Origin of the sequence: Bradyrhizobium sp. CCBAU 11386 (assembly GCF_028128955.1) — a bacterium.
Taxonomy (GTDB): Bacteria; Pseudomonadota; Alphaproteobacteria; order Rhizobiales; family Xanthobacteraceae; genus Bradyrhizobium.
Genome location: NZ_LBKA01000261.1, coordinates 79,447 through 94,372, shown reverse-complemented (window position 1 = coordinate 94,372; position 14,926 = coordinate 79,447). Strand labels below are relative to the sequence as shown.

The following is a 14,926-nucleotide window of genomic DNA, read 5'->3' as shown; positions in this document are numbered from 1 at the left end:
CCGGACAAGCCGGAGGCGATGAGCGATGGCGATTTCGACGATCTGCTGGCCAAACACAAGGTTGGATGACTGATGCCTGCGCCGTCACTGCGAATTCCGATGACGCTCAATATGGACGGCTTTCAAAAGAACATTGAAAGCGCCAAGGGGCTAACGTCGACCGCGACCAAGTTCATCGCCAAGCAGTTCATCGATATGAATGCGCAGGTGCTGGCGACGCAGGGCGCTACGGGCGCGGCCGTGCTCGGCTTTCGGTCGATCCTCGGCGTGCTGGGGCCGCTGACCTTGGCGGTCAGTGGTATCGTCGGTGTGTTCAAGCTGATGGGCTACGCGACCGAGCTCGCCAAGGAAAAGATCGAGGAGTTTAACGCGATCGCCGAGAAGGCAGCAAAGTCCAATGTCTCGACCGATTTTTTCCAGCGCTTCACCAAGTCGGGCGAGCAGCTGCGCCTGACCGTCGACCAGGTCAATGAAGCGCTCGAGCGGTTCAACGGCGCATCGCGCGATGCGCTCGGCGGCTCGACGCTCGGCCAGCGCGTGGATGAGCTGCAGAAAGCTGGAAACTTCGACGGCAATGCCGGCGCCGGCGCGCTGGCGAGTGCGACCGAAACAGAGGCGAAGCTGCGCGCGACGGTGCAGCTGATACGCGAAGCGTTCGAATCCGGTCAGCGCCTGGCCGGCCTCGATATTGCCAAGACCGCGTTTGGCCCTGAGGTGACGGACCGGCTGCGCCAGGATGCGACCTATCTCGATCAGATGCTCGCGACGGCCGACAAGATCTCGGCCGAAAAGATCGTTTCCGACGATCAGGTCGGCCAGGCGATCCAACTGAAAACGCGGCTCGAGGAGGCGCAGAAGGTTCTCGCCGAAAAGTTCAAGCCGATCCAGGATGATCTGGCAAAGCTTGGCGTCAACTATCACGAAAGCTGGATCGGCATCGTCGAGAACCTGTCGGCAGCTGTTTCGCAGGCCAACGCGCTTTATGCGGCAATCAAGCGGATTCCGGATGCACTGGCCGACGCGGGGTCGTCATCGTTCTGGACCAAGCTGACCGAGATGACCGGAAAGCTCGGCCTCAACTCGGATCCGAAGAGTCTCGGCATCATCTTTCCGGGCGAGGCGGGTTTCGCCGATGATCCGGCCAGGTCGAAGCTCGCCGCCGGGCTCAACAATCCGAATGCGGTCCGCAAAGCGATGCAGGACGCGATCGACCTGCAGACCAAGGTGCGCGGCGATACATCGATCGCGCCGGCCAAGGCGCAGGCCGACATCAACGATCAATATGACCGCGCGATCGAGTCCTTGCAGAAGCACACCGCGCGGCTGCAGGCCGACGCGCAGGCGGTTGGCCTCGGCGCCGGCGCGCTCGAAGAATTCCGAGCCAAGAGCGCGCTGGCGACCGCGGCGCAGCAGGCCGGGATCCCGGTGCAGGGCGAGACCGCGAAAAAGATCGACGAGATTGCCAGGGCCGCCGGCGCCGCCGGCGAGGCGTTGGCAAAGGCGCGGGTCGGCAGCGAGATCAAATTCGGCGCCGGCACGGCGTTCCTGACGCAGGAAGATGTCGCGATCGCGCAGCAGCTGCGGGGCATCTATGGCGATGACATTCCGGCCGCGATGGCCTCGAGCCAGGCCGCGGCGTTGCGGCTGATCGATGCCAACCGCGAAATCGCCTCGACCGTCTCGAGCGGTCTGACGACGTCGATCGCCGACACGATCGACGGCACCAAGACCGCTGAGCAGGCCTTTGCCAGCTTTGCCAAGTCGGCGGCGCGCGCGATCGAGGAGGTGATTATCAAGCTCTTGATCGTCGGCCCGCTGATGCGCGCGCTGCAGGGCGGCCTCGGCGGCCTGTTCGGGATCGGCGGCGGCAGCTTTGCGACGGACGGCATCGGCGGGTATGGACCGACCGCGCCGACCGGCGCCAACGCATCGGGGACGGACAACTGGCGCGGCGGCGAGACCTGGGTCGGCGAGAACGGGCCGGAAAAGGTCAGGCTGCCGGCCGGATCGCAGATCGTTCCGAACGATATCGCGCGCCAGCGCGGCGGCGGGGTTGTGGTCAATCTGGTCGAGGATTCCAGCCGCGCCGGCCAGACGCAGCAGAAGAACAACGGCCAGGACGGTTTCGACCTGACCGTGTTCGTGGATTCGATCACGGCGAAGAACATCGGCAATCCCGGAAGTGCAACCCGGCAAACGCTCGGCATGGCCGGCAGACTGGCATCGCGCTAATGGCTGATCCCTGGCCCGCAACCCTGCCGCAATGTTTCATCCTCGGCTATTCCGAGGGAATGCCGGACGGCGTCGCCGAGGTGCAGCCGGACATCGGACCGCCGATTTCGCGCGGCCGCTCGAGCTCGGCGCCGCGGCCGCTGTCCGGTCAGATGCGAATGACGCGCGCGCAGCTTGCGACGCTAAAAGCCTTCGTCGCCGTGACGCTCGATCGCGGCGCGCTGCCGTTTGAATTTCCGGATCCGACCACGATCGGCGCAACCTTGCTGGTGAAATTTCCCAAGGGCAGCCTGCCAAGCTGGCAGCAGACCGCCGCCGGCGTCTATCGCGTCAGCCTGACATTGACGGTGCTGCCGTGAGGGTGTTGTCGCTCAATTTCCGCCAGGCGCTGTTTTCGCAGGAAAGCGGCGAGGTGCCGATTTTCCTGCTGACGATCACGCATGCCGAGCTCGAGGATCCGATCTATTTGACGACGGATCCGACGTCGCGGCTGTCCGAGGATCCCTTGATCTATGCCACGACCAGCCGCGGCGTCGAATTCCTCTATGCCGGCGTCGACGTCACCTTGCCCGACGAGCAGGACAAGGCGCCGCCGGCGTCGAAACTGACGATCGCCAACGTCACGCGCGAGCTGATCCCGCTGGCGCGCTCGGTCTCGACGCCGCCATCGGTCAAGATCGAGGCGGTGCTGGCCTCGGCACCAGACGACGTCGAGATGATCTGGCCGGCGATGGATATGTCGAATTTGACCTATGACGCCTCGTTCCTGCAGTTCGATCTGACGATGGATTCGCTCGTGACCGAGCCTTATCCGAGCGGGACGTTTTCGCCGGCGTATTTTCCGGGGCTGTTTTCCTGATGTTTGATCAGTTCGTCGGGATCCCCTACGCCGACAAGGGGCGCGGGGATGCGGTCGATTGCTGGGGCCTGGTCTGCCGCGTGTTCCGCGAGCTGCGCGGGGTCGCGCTGCCGTCCTATTCCGAGGCCTATGTGACGGCCGATGACGCCAGGTCGATCGCGCGTCTGGTCGCCGGCGAGCTCGAGCCGTGGCTGCCGATCGTGCCGGGGGATGAGCAGGCATTCGATTGCGTCCTGATGAAGGAATGCGGCCTGCCGCGGCACATCGGCGTCGTGACGCAGCCGGGCCTGCTGCTGCACGTGCAGCGCGGCGCGACGTCGACGATCGAACGCTATCGCACGGGTCCGCTGCGGTTTCGCCTGGTCGGGTTCTACAGGTTCAAGGCGGCATGAACGCGATCACCACTAGCGTCCTCGAGGGCGAGATCCTGACGCCGCGCGACACGGTTCGCGTCGTCGGCAAGACGCATCCGCTCAACGGCGGCCGGATCGATTGCCGGCTGCCGGCGGGGCTTACGGTCGCCGAGATCCTGCGCGCCGCCTTGAGCGATCATCCGGGCTTGCAGCTGCGGCGCGATTTCGTCGTGCATATCGACGGCCATGTGATCGCCGAGGCAAACTGGCATCGGGTGCGCGTCAAGCGCGGCGCGACGGTAACCTTTGTTCCGCGGCTGCAGGGCGGTGCGGTCTGGAAGAGTATCTTAACGATCGTGGTCGCGGTCGCGGCCTATGCCTTTGCCGGGCCGCTCGCCGGATTGCTGACGATCGCCGGCTTTGCGATCACGGGCGTCGCGCTGACGATTGCGACCGCGGTGATCGCCGGCGGCATCATCCTGGCCGGTACGCTGGCGATCAATGCGCTGTTTCCGGTGCGGCCGCCGAAAGAGCCGGACGCGGTCAATTCGGCCTCGCTCAATTCGATCCAGGGCGCGCAAAACCGCGCAAATCCGTTCGGCACCATCCCGGTCGTGCTCGGCACGCATCGGCAATCGCCGTTCTATGCGGCGAAGCCGTATACCGAGATCATCGGCGACGACCAATGGCTGCGCTTCGTGGTCTGCTGGGGATATGGGCCGCTGCAGATCTCCGACTTGCGGATCGGCGAAACGCCGCTGGCGAATTTCTCTGACTGCGAGATCCAGACCGTCGAGGGCTACATCGGCGATCCCGCCCTGACGCTCTATCCGGAATCGGTCGACGAACAGGCGCTGTCGATCACGCTGGGGTCGGCGGATTGGGAGCTGCGCACCACGGCGACCGATACCGATGAGATCTCGATCGACCTATTGGCGCCGCAGGGCATGTTTCGCGTCAACCAGGACACGGGCAACCTCGATCCCTATGACGTCGCGATCGTCTGGCGCTACGCAGTTGCCGGGTCGGGCGCCTATTCGCCGCCTGATACGATTGTATTTCATCGCTCGACCGGCCCGGCGCGGAAAGGCGCGCGCGTGACCGTGGCGCGCGGCCAGTATGACGTCCAGGTGCGCCGGTTCACGCCGGCGGCCGACAATGACAAGATCAAGGATGAGGTCGCCTGGACGGCGCTGCGCTCGATCAAGCATGCGCCGCCGATCGCATTCCCTCGGCCGCTGGCGCTGACCGCGGTTCGGATCCGCGCAACCGACCAGCTGTCGGGCGTGATCGACACACTCAACGGCATCTGCACCTCGCTGGTGACGGCCTGGAACGGCTCGGCCTGGGTCGCCAACTCGGAATCGCAATGGCCGCCGGATCTGTTTCGCCATGTGCTGCAAGGTGGGGCCAATGCGCGACCGGTCCTCGATAGTTCGATCGACCTGGAAAACCTGCAGGAGTGGCACGCCTATTGCGTGGCGAACGGATTCAAATTCAACCAGGTCCGTGCCAACGTCTCCTCGGTCTCGGACGTGCTCGACGATATCTGCGCCGCCGGCCGCGCCGTCAAAACCTTCATTGACGGAAAATGGGGCGTGATCTGGGACCGTCCGGCCGACTCCATCGTGCAGCACTTCACACCGCGCAATTCCTGGGGGTTCCAGGGGCAAAAGCCGTATGCGCAGAAGCCGCACGGCTGGCGCGTGTCATTCATCAATGAGGAGAACGGCTACACGACGGATGAGCGCATCGTCTATGACGATGGGTTCGACAAGACCAATGCGACGTTGTTCGAGGGCATGCAGTTTCCCGGCGTCACGGATCCGGAGCTGATCTGGAAACACGGCCGCTTTCACATTGCGCAGTCGCGGCTGCGGCCGGAAAAGATCAGCCTCAACGTCGGCTGGGAGCATCTGGTTTGCACGCGCGGCGATCGCGTGCGGGTAACGCATGACGTGATGCTGATCGGCCTGGCCTCCGGCCGTATCAAGTCGATCGCCGGCCAGGTGGTGACGGTTGACGAGCAGCTGACGGTCGAGGCCGGCAAGACCTATGCGATGCAGTTTCGCGTTGCCGCCGATGGCCGGGTGATCGACCGCGCGGTCGCCGAGGCAACCGCGCCCGGCGAGCACTTCAGCCTGACGCTGGTCGGCGACCTGTCTGGCCTGGCCGCCGGCGACCTGTTCGGGTTCGGCGAAAGCGAGCGCGTCTCGGCCAATTATCGCGTGCAGAGCATCAAGCACCAGAAAGACCTGGTCGCGACGCTGACGCTGGTCGACGACGCGCCGGAGATCTCGACCGCAGATCAGGGCGAGATCCCGGAATATGATCCGCATGTGACGATCCCGCCGGATCCGTTCACGCTGCCGCCGCGCGACCTGCAATATCTCGAGGTGATCGACCAGACCGACGCCGCGGTGCGGGCAATGGTGCGGCTGACCTGGCAGGTGCCGCGGTTCGGCCGGATCGTATCCTTTGAGGTGCAGCAGCGCGACGACGACGCCGGCGGCGATTGGGTAACGGTGCAGAGCGTGCCGGCGCCGAAAACCACGGCCGAGCTGCCGCTCGCCGCGGCTGGCGTGTGGAGTTTCCGCGTTCGATGCCTGTTCGATGACGGGACGGCGTCAGACTGGACGTCATTGCTTGGCCTGTCGCTGCAGGCACTGACGTCGCCGCCTGACGACGTCACCAATCTGCACCAGCGTTCGGTCGACGGCCAGACGCATCTTGATTGGACCACGGTCGACGATCAAAGGACGATCTTTTACGAGATCCGCAAGGGCACGTCCTGGGACACGGGCCTGGTCGTTGGCGACGTCGTTGCGCAGCCACCCTGGCCGACAACGGGTGACGGCACCTACCATGTGCGCGCCTATGTGCTGTCGCCGTTCGGGGTGCGGATCTACAGCGTCGCGACGGCGACGATCGCGATCGCCGACTCGATCATCTCGCGCAACATCATCCTGTCGAAGGATGAGCAGGCGACGGGCTGGACGTCGAGCCTCGAGGGCGGCGTGATCGATGGCAGTTTCATCCGGACCGACGCTGGATTGTCGATCGCCCAGCCCTGGGCGCAGGAGATCGTCGACCAGCTGGCTCTGAGCGGGACGCACATCGCGATTTACGTCTCCGGCACGATCGTCGATATCGGTCGTGCCGCGGAATGCCGGTTTTGGACCGAGTTTGAGGCGGTCGGCGTGCTGCAGGGCGATGACTTCCTGGCGCAATCCGACGTGCTCGGATCCGGCGATATCCTCGGCGCATCGCCAACCAGGTTTATCCGCGCGTTTCCGATCTGGCGTTTTGCGACCGAGGGCGCCGGCGACGTGTTCGCGCCGGTCGACGTGTTCGCGCCGAGCGACATTTTCTCGGCCGATGTCACGTGGAAAAATTGGGTCGCGATCGCGTCAGGCACGCGCGTCGAGCGGTTCTTTCAGCCCGGCCTGGTGCTGATTACCGATCGCGAGGATACCAACGCGACCGGCACCAAATTCCGCTGGTTCGTCGACGTGCCTGATCGCACTGACGACTATACCGAGCTCGACGTGCCCGACACGGGACTCAACGTCACGTTCTATCCGGGCGGCTATGATGGCGAGCCAGAACCTGGCGCGACCGCGGTGCCGTTCAATGGCGGGCCGAATACCGCCGGCGTGCCGCACGTGCAGCGCGCGATCGTCGACGGCAGCAACGGCGACGAGGTCAAGGTGACAAACCTGACGCTGGCGGGCTGCACGGTGCACGTCGTCAACGCCGGCAGCAACGTGGCGCGCGCCGGCGTCAATCTCCTGGTGCGCGGCTACTAGAAGCAAAGGCAACGATCCATGAAACGTCATCTGCATGTCGTGGCGATCGCCGCGATCGCCGGCGCTTTGGCCGCCGGCGCCGTCCAATCGCTGTTTTCGGCGCTCGCCGACCAATCCGAGCGGGTGCTGCCGACGTCGGGCATTTATACCGGCGTGCAGTTCTCGCAGCTGATCGGCGATTCAGTGCGCTCGATCTCAACTGGAAACAAGGGGCCGACGGCGCCGGCCAATGTCGGCGGCAGTGCGGTCGACGGTTTGGAATGGATCGACGATAGCTCGACGCCTTGGCTCAGGAAGCGCTATGTCAGCGGCGGTTGGGCGGTCGAGGGGGCGCTCGATCCGTCCGATAGCTCCTACGTCGGCGTGATCGGCGGCGGTGTGGCATCGTTGAGCAGTGCCGCAACCGTCGATCTCGGATCCGTGCCGCAGGCGAACGTCACCATTACCGGCACGACGACGATTTCCGGCTTTGGATCCTCAGCGCCGGTCGGTATCGTCAAGATCATCCGTTTTGCGGATGCGCTGACGCTGACCTATTCCTCGAGCCTGACAGTTCCCGGCGGATTTTCCCTGGTCACGGCGGCCAACGATCGCGCGATCGTCACGCATCTCGGTTCCGGAAATTGGGAGGTGACGCAATACACGCGCGCCAGCGGCGTTCCTGTCGACGTCGCCGCGGTCGGAAAGGTCGAGTTCAATTTTGCAAGCGCGGTGCCTGCGCTGCATGTGGCAGGTTACGGCCAGGCGCTGACGCGCACGTCATATCCGGCTTACCTCGCCAAGGTGACGCGGGCGCAGAACGGCACGCGCACCAGCGGCAATGCGACGATCACCTCGATAGCCGACACGTCCGGCATGGGTGCCGGCATGCCGGTCGAAGGGACCGGCATCAATGCGGGGTGTACGATCGCGGTCGTCACCAGCTCCTCGATCCAGCTCAATTCATCGTCGTGCGTGACGGCGTCCGGCACCTCGACGGTGACGGTGTTTTTGACCGGCTATGGCTCGGGCGGCGGTGCCACCACGGTCGGCGTTCCCGATTGTCGAGGCCGCGGCCTGGCGGGGCGCGATCACAACCTGCCGGGCTCGCTCGCCAATCGCCTGACGGCGAGTTATTTCGGATCCAATTCGGCGGTGATGGCGGTTGCGAACGGCCTCGAGTTTCATACGCTCGACGCGACCGAAATGCCGCAGCACAATCACAGCATTACGGATCCGGGGCACGTGCACAGCAATGCGCTGCGGCGCGACACTGTCCAAAGCGGCAGCAGCTTTAGCGCGGTCAGCAATACCAGGCCGCCGAGCGGCGATGGTCCGGATCTCAACTGGAATACGCTGCAGGCCTTTACCGGCATCACGCAGACCAACAACACGGGCGGCGGCAATCCGCACGCGATCGTCGATCCGACGATCATCGCCGAGTGCACCGTGCGTGTGACGCCTTAACGATTTCTCTACAACCGAGGTTGATCCGATGAAACTGCAACGCCTTTGCGGCGCGCTCGCCGCTGCCTGGTTGACGCTGGCGCCGGCCGCCGCGACCGAGCAAGCCAGCTATGTGACGCCGGTCTCCGGACCGATGACAATGGCGGTATTTGCCGGAGCCTATCTTAACCCGGCGCTGCGCGCGATCGCGACTTGCCATAACGGCAGCTCGGCGCCGGCGAATGGTCCGTCAGGCGCGCCGCTCGCCTATCAGTGCTGGGTCGACACGACGGGCAACCCGGCGCTTTACAAGATCTTTGACGGCACAAGCTGGGTGACGCTCGGCTCGATCAACACCTCGACGCATGCCTGGGCGCCATACCTGACCGGCGGCACCTCGGGCGGCGTGCCGTATTTCTCTGCCTCGGGTGTCCTCGGATCCTCGGCTGTCCTGGCGCAAAATGGTTTCGTCGTGGGTGGCGGCGCTGGTGCCGCGCCGGCGTCGATCGCGGCCTGCAGCGATGACCAGGTCGCGTTCGGCCGCACCAGCGCGACGCCGCTGTGCAGAACTGTGAGCGGCGATGTCACGTTTGCGGCCGGCGTCAGTGCGATCGGCGCCGGCAAGGTTACGTCCGCCATGCTCAACGCCGATGTTTACTCGACCGCACACACCTGGGCCGGTCAGCAGACATTCGTCGCGCCGGTGCTCGGCACGCCGGCATCAGCGACGTTGACCAACGCGACCGGCTTGCCGGTCGCGACCGGGATCAGTGGCCTGGGCAGCGGCGTCGCGACCTGGCTCGCGACGGCCTCGAGCGCCAACCTGCGCGGAGCTCTGACCGACGAGACCGGCACGGGCGCAGCGGTGTTTGCCACGTCGCCGACGCTGGTGACGCCGGCGCTCGGCACGCCGTCCTCGGCGACGCTGACCAATGCGACCGGCCTGCCGGTTGCGACCGGGATCAGCGGGCTCGGCAGCGGCGTCGCGGCCTGGCTCGCCACGGCCTCGAGCGCCAACCTGGCGTCTGCTCTGACTGACGAAACCGGCTCGGGCGCGGCGGTGTTCGGGACGGGGCCGACGCTTGCCAATCCTGTCATCAGTGGTGCGAGCCCGGCATCGTCGGGCGCGCTCGGCTACACGGGCGGCCTGGTCAACTGGTACGACGGCACGCAGATCAGGACCGTGGTCGCGATCGATGCGACGCAGACGCTGACGAACAAGACGCTGAATTGCGCCAACAATGCCTGCACGGTCAGGATCGCGAGCGACGTCTCGGGGCTTGGCTCTGGCGTTGCGACCTGGCTCGGCACGGCCTCGAGCGCCAATCTGGCGGCAGCCTTAACCGACGAGACCGGCACGGGCGCAGCTGTTTTTGCGACGTCGCCGACGCTGGTGACGCCGGCGCTCGGCACGCCGTCCTCGGTGACGCTGACCAATGCGACCGGCTTGCCGGTCGCGACCGGGATCAGCGGGCTTGGCAGCGGCGTCGCGGCCTGGTTGGCGACGGCCTCGAGCGCCAACCTGGCGAGTGCGCTAACCGATGAGACCGGATCGGGGGCGGCGGTGTTCGGTACCGCGCCGACGATTTCGGCGCCGGTCATCACGGGCGCCGCCGACGTGCAGCAGGCGCTGACGCTGTCGGGTGATATCTCGCCGGCGCAGTTGACCGCGGCAACCCACAATTGGGCGCCGACCGGGTTTTCGACGGCGTCGACGATCCGGCTGTCGACCGATGCGAGCCGCAACATCACGGGGATCGCCGCCGGCGCCGATGGCCGCGTCATCGTCCTGCACAATGTCGGTTCGCAAAATGCAGTTCTGACCAATGAAGACGCCAACTCGACCGCGGGCAATCGTTTTCTGTTCGGCGGCGACCTGACGCTCGCCGCGAATGCGTCGGTGACGCTGCGTTATGACGCGACGTCGTCGCGCTGGCGATCGGTCGCGTCGACGTCGGCTGGCGGCGGTGGTGCCGGGACCGTGACCAGCGTTACCCTTGGCGCCGGCTATGGCATTTCAGTCAGCGGAACAAATCCTGTGACGACGGCCGGAACATTTACGCCTGCGGTCGGCCTGTCGACGATCACGAGCTCGCTGGGCGCCGACGTGTTGCTCAACAATGTCGGCAACTATTTCGACGGTCCTAGCGTCGCGCAGGGGTCGACCGGAACCTGGTGGGTATCGGGCACCGCAACGGTGACCGATACGAACACGCAGGCCAATATCAATTGCAAGCTGTGGGACGGGACGACGGTGATTGCCGCCTCCCGCGTCCTGGTCACCAGCGCGGCGATCACCGGCAACTTCCCGATTGCGTTGTCCGGATACCTGGCGTCGCCGGCCGGCAACCTCAGGATCAGCTGTCGCGACGAGAACGCGACGACGGGTAAGATCCTCTACAACGGAAGTGGCACGGGCAAAGATTCAACGATCAGTGCCGTCCGAATTCAATGAGCGGACGGCGGCAAGCCGGTGGGGGCGGATGGCTGCGCCTGCTGTGAATTTGTCGGCCAGGGCGAACGCCTGCTGCAGTTTAGAATCCGCCGTTTAGCGTCGACAACCTGACGACAAAAATCCAAATTTGGAGATAGGAAGATGGATCTTCGCGACGTGCAGTCGCGGCTTGCGGCCGCGCACCTCTATGACGGCGCCGTCGACGGCGTGCTCGGCGGTCTGACCAAGGCGGCAATCAAGGCGTTTCTGCTGCAGCAGGGCGTCGACGGTTTCGATATGTGGCCGATAGCGCGGCGCTTGGTCGCCGCGCAGCAGTTGATATGCCGGATCGGCGGAATCGAGGCGGGGCGGATCGACGGCCTGGCCGGGACGCAGACGCGATACGCGATCACGGTCTGGGATGCCCGGCTGGCGAATGGCGGCCAACCGGTCGCCGCGGTCGAGGCCTGGCGCAACGATGGCACCGCGCCGCAGGCCGCGCCGGCCAGGCCGTTGCCGACGATCACCTCGAGCCAGGTCGCGGCGCCGGCGACCAGGCCGGTCTGGCCGAAACAGTCGGCGATGGATCAGTTCTATGGTCCGAAGGGCACGGGCCAGGTCATGCTGGTGACGCCGTACAAGATGTGCCTAGCCTGGGATCTCTCGAGGACGGTCGCGCGGTTCTCCTGTCACGGCAAGGTGCGCGAGAATCTCGAACGGATCTTTGCGCGCACGCTTGACTATTACGGCCTCGAGCAGATCCAGAAACTGCGGCTCGATTTGTTCGGCGGTTGCCTCAACGTGCGCAAGATGCGCGGCGGCTCGAGCTGGTCGATCCATTCCTGGGGCTGCGCGGTCGACATCGATCCCGATCACAACCAGCTCAACATGCATCGCGCGCAGGCAACGCTCGACGGGCCTGAATATGATCCGTTCTGGTCGTTCGTTTACGACGAGGGCGCGATCGGCCTCGGCCGCGAGCGCGATTATGACTGGATGCATTTTCAGTTTGCGCGCCTCTGAGCTCCCGAGATCCCGCGCGCCGGGGGCCGTGGCGCAGATCCTCCAACTCCAAGAGGTGAAACGATGAAGCGTATTCTTTGCGCGGCTGTGGCCGTGCCTGTGTTCCTGATCGGCCTGACTGTGGCCGCGCCGGCGGCCACGATCGATATCGGCCAGGCCTTCACGGGTGGCCTGGTCGACGTCGTCAACGGCGCCGTCGCCGCCGGCACTACCGCCCTCGTCGGCTGGGTCTGCATCACAATCAAGAACAAGTTCAATATCGATATCGAGGCCAAGCATCGCGAGGCGTTGACCGCGTTCCTGAACCGCCAGGCGTCCAGCCTGGTCGCCAAGGGCGCGGTGAAGGTGCAGGGCCTCAAGGTCGAAGTCGGCAGCGATGCGCTGGCGGTGGCCGCCAACACGGCGCTGCACGCGATTCCGGATGCGCTGAAATTCTTCGGCCTGACGCCGGAGGTTTTGCAGAAACGGATCCTCGACCTGCTGCCGCAGCAGCCGGCGGTCTCGCAGGCGCAGGCGATCGCGCTCGACGTCGCCAATCCGGCGACGCCGAGCAAGGCGGCCTGACGTGGGATCGGCGATCGCGGCCTGGTTTGCAGAGAAGGGCGCCGGGCTTCTGCTCGGCGCCCTCGCAAAGCTCGCGCTCGACGCCTGGCAGTCCTATCGCGACGACCAGGCACGCCAGGATCTCGGCCGCGCGCAGGCCGAGGCCGAGCAGGGGCGCGGCACCATTGCGGCTCAACAGGCCGAGCTGCAGGCGCAGGCAGATGCGCCGCATTCCGCTGATGAGGCGATCCGCCGCCTCGAGGAGGGGTCGGCGTGACGCTCACATGCACGGGATGGGTTTTCATCGTCGCGCAATTGACCTGCGTCGACGCTTCGCCGCCGCCGGCGGCGGTCTGTCCGCCGGTGCGCACCTGGTCGCGCGAGTTTCAGCGCCAGGTCGCGGCCGAGCTCAAGGCCGCGCCTCAGAGTGCCCTGGCGCAGGTCGCGATCGAGGCGATCGGCGATCGCGATATCGCGCGCGCCTGTGCTAGGGCGAAGCGCAAGTAAGCCGGATCCCGGCCTGGTGCTGCGTTGGCCGGGATCTTCGTTCCGCGGGGGCGGGGATCCTTCACATGCTGCAGGCTGGGAATTGGAATGAGCGAGCTCGCGCAGGAAATATTGAAGCTGGGCACGGGCGGCGTGATCTGCCTGGTGCTGCTCTGGGTCATCTACAAATCCGAGCAGCGGGAGAAGCTGAAAGATCAGCGGATCCAGATGCTCGAGAACAAATTGACTGAGAGTTACGACGAACGGATCGCAGCGGCTGACAGTATTGCCGAGTCCAATGTCGGCCTGCGATCGGCGCTCGAGGCGCTGACAGCGGAAATCAAGGCGAGGCTGAAATGAGGGCGATCCTAAACAATATTCGCCGGATCCTGATCGATGACGGCCGCGACGATCGCGATTTTACAGAGCAGGAGAAGCGCCTGCAGGAAGTGCTGGCGCATCTGCATAGTGCGACCAATAGCGTCAAGAAGGGCGCTGAGCTGCTCGCCGAGCTGATCAAGGCGCGCAGCTAGAGTCAGGGCTAAAAAGTAGCCGGCCATTCCATCGATGCGAGCCGCTACCCACCGAGAAATGGTGGATATGTTCGTTTTCTGGTTGCAAGTCCGGTTCGGGAACCCAATTCTCGGGCCATCCAGAGATGCCATTCCAAAAATTTGCGGGAGATCGAAATGGCGGAGTTTTCCGCCGATACTGCCGCGTTTCGAACGGCGATCAGGTGAGCCGCGTAGCGTCGCTTGGGATGAAGCGCAGAAAGTCGGGGTGCTTCACCTGCTACTGACAGCGGCACATCGCCGATTGAGGTAACCGGCACTTCTGGTGGATACGTCGCGCAGGAGGACGGTGTGGCTATTAATAAAAACATATGCATATCGGAGTATTTGGCGCTTTTCATCAAGACAAAAAAATTTAACTATCTTATTCGGGCCATTGTTCTTTCCTTTGCTCAAAAAAGAATCCTTGAGATTGCTTGGTCAGTTTACTGCCTGCTGCGCCACAGGCCTTTGGAGGTGCATCGGTCGTCGGCTTTGAGCTTGATTCGCCGGGGGGCAATCGAGTTACTGCGGCTTCGATGTTTCGATGGCTTGTACTTCGATAGAGATAATATCTTAGAAAGATATGCTCACAGATATGCTGTGAACGACATCCCTCACGATTTTAGTGGCGCGAGGCTTGAGGCGATCATCGAGACGCAGGGGCGTTTGGTTTTGGGTGAATACGCAGATAATTCTGCGCGACTGCTGTGCATTGACGCGACGAAGTGCGTTGTCATTAAGTTATATTGCGATGCGCCCCATGTCCGGCATATTCATGCAATTCACATGTCAGAGGCAGAACGCTGCATCTTCGTCACGACCGGCGATGGAAGTAAGTTCCTTGACAAATGGGAATTTAGTTCGGGTGAGTTGGTTTTTATTGCTCGGATAAAAAAGCATCTCGCCGGGCATACTGCTGCCATCAACGCCAACGGCAAGGACTATTTTGGAACCGACTTCAGTTCTCGGCCAAATTACCTAGAGAGGCTCGATGGAAAGCGTTTTTTCTTTCCAACGCTTGCGTACAAGATGGCCGTTTTGCACATGAGCCTGCTGAATGAACGGTACATCGTCTGCCTCAGCGGTGAACATCGCCCGCTCGGCAAAAGATGCGCGGTCTCCATTTTTGATTCGATGCGCGAGATATTCATACACTGCGATTACATCGAACCGTATGACAGCGGCAATTGATCCGGGAAATGATGAGC

At 63.9% G+C, this 14,926-nt stretch carries 14 protein-coding genes; all 14 read left to right on the top strand.

All coding sequences use genetic code 11. The annotated features are described in order from the left end of the window. Window positions 1-72 precede the first annotated feature (72 nt). The 14 genes from XI09_RS43985 to XI09_RS43920 all read left to right on the top strand — a co-directional run bounded on the left by XI09_RS43985 (window position 73) and on the right by XI09_RS43920 (window position 14,909). Window positions 73-2,232 (top strand): hypothetical protein, encoded by a 2,160-nt coding sequence (locus XI09_RS43985; RefSeq protein WP_271572526.1) that lies wholly within the window; start codon window positions 73-75, stop codon window positions 2,230-2,232. Beyond that, the gene (locus XI09_RS43980) at window positions 2,232-2,591 is read left to right on the top strand and encodes a hypothetical protein (protein ID WP_271572525.1); all 360 of its coding nucleotides are present in this window, start codon (window positions 2,232-2,234) and stop codon (window positions 2,589-2,591) included. Before XI09_RS43985 ends, XI09_RS43980 begins: the two co-directional genes overlap by 1 nt. Further along, entirely contained in the window at window positions 2,588-3,091 is a 504-nt protein-coding gene (locus tag XI09_RS43975) for a DUF1833 family protein (RefSeq protein WP_271572524.1), read from the top strand. Before XI09_RS43980 ends, XI09_RS43975 begins: the two co-directional genes overlap by 4 nt. Continuing rightward, complete coding sequence (locus XI09_RS43970) at window positions 3,091-3,483, top strand: NlpC/P60 family protein (protein WP_271572523.1); 393 nt, start codon at window positions 3,091-3,093, stop codon at window positions 3,481-3,483. Before XI09_RS43975 ends, XI09_RS43970 begins: the two co-directional genes overlap by 1 nt. Next, on the top strand, window positions 3,480-7,253 hold the full coding sequence (locus XI09_RS43965) for a host specificity factor TipJ family phage tail protein (protein WP_271572522.1): 3,774 nt from the start codon (window positions 3,480-3,482) through the stop codon (window positions 7,251-7,253). Before XI09_RS43970 ends, XI09_RS43965 begins: the two co-directional genes overlap by 4 nt. A gap of 18 nt (window positions 7,254-7,271) precedes the next feature. Then, window positions 7,272-8,699: a hypothetical protein gene (locus XI09_RS43960; protein WP_271572521.1), complete on the top strand. Its 1,428-nt coding sequence runs from the start codon at window positions 7,272-7,274 to the stop codon at window positions 8,697-8,699. A 28-nt stretch (window positions 8,700-8,727) separates the two neighbouring features. Further along, window positions 8,728-11,133 carry a beta strand repeat-containing protein gene (locus tag XI09_RS43955; RefSeq protein ID WP_271572520.1) on the top strand — a complete coding sequence of 802 codons (2,406 nt, stop codon included), beginning with the start codon at window positions 8,728-8,730 and terminating at the stop codon, window positions 11,131-11,133. A gap of 141 nt (window positions 11,134-11,274) precedes the next feature. After that, window positions 11,275-12,135, top strand: coding sequence for a M15 family metallopeptidase (locus XI09_RS43950; RefSeq protein WP_271572519.1), 861 nt, complete (start codon window positions 11,275-11,277; stop codon window positions 12,133-12,135). A 63-nt stretch (window positions 12,136-12,198) separates the two neighbouring features. Next, on the top strand, window positions 12,199-12,699 hold the full coding sequence (locus tag XI09_RS43945; RefSeq protein WP_271572518.1) for a hypothetical protein: 501 nt from the start codon (window positions 12,199-12,201) through the stop codon (window positions 12,697-12,699). 1 nt (window position 12,700) lies between these two features. Next, on the top strand, window positions 12,701-12,955 hold the full coding sequence (locus XI09_RS43940) for a hypothetical protein (RefSeq protein ID WP_271572517.1): 255 nt from the start codon (window positions 12,701-12,703) through the stop codon (window positions 12,953-12,955). Further along, window positions 12,952-13,185, top strand: coding sequence for a hypothetical protein (locus XI09_RS43935; RefSeq protein WP_271572516.1), 234 nt, complete (start codon window positions 12,952-12,954; stop codon window positions 13,183-13,185). Before XI09_RS43940 ends, XI09_RS43935 begins: the two co-directional genes overlap by 4 nt. 87 nt (window positions 13,186-13,272) lie before the next feature. Beyond that, complete coding sequence (locus tag XI09_RS43930) at window positions 13,273-13,524, top strand: hypothetical protein (protein ID WP_271572515.1); 252 nt, start codon at window positions 13,273-13,275, stop codon at window positions 13,522-13,524. Then, complete coding sequence (locus XI09_RS43925) at window positions 13,521-13,697, top strand: hypothetical protein (RefSeq protein WP_271572514.1); 177 nt, start codon at window positions 13,521-13,523, stop codon at window positions 13,695-13,697. Before XI09_RS43930 ends, XI09_RS43925 begins: the two co-directional genes overlap by 4 nt. A gap of 330 nt (window positions 13,698-14,027) precedes the next feature. Next, window positions 14,028-14,909, top strand: a complete 882-nt coding sequence (locus tag XI09_RS43920) for a hypothetical protein (RefSeq protein WP_271572513.1) — start codon at window positions 14,028-14,030, stop codon at window positions 14,907-14,909. Window positions 14,910-14,926 lie beyond the last annotated feature (17 nt).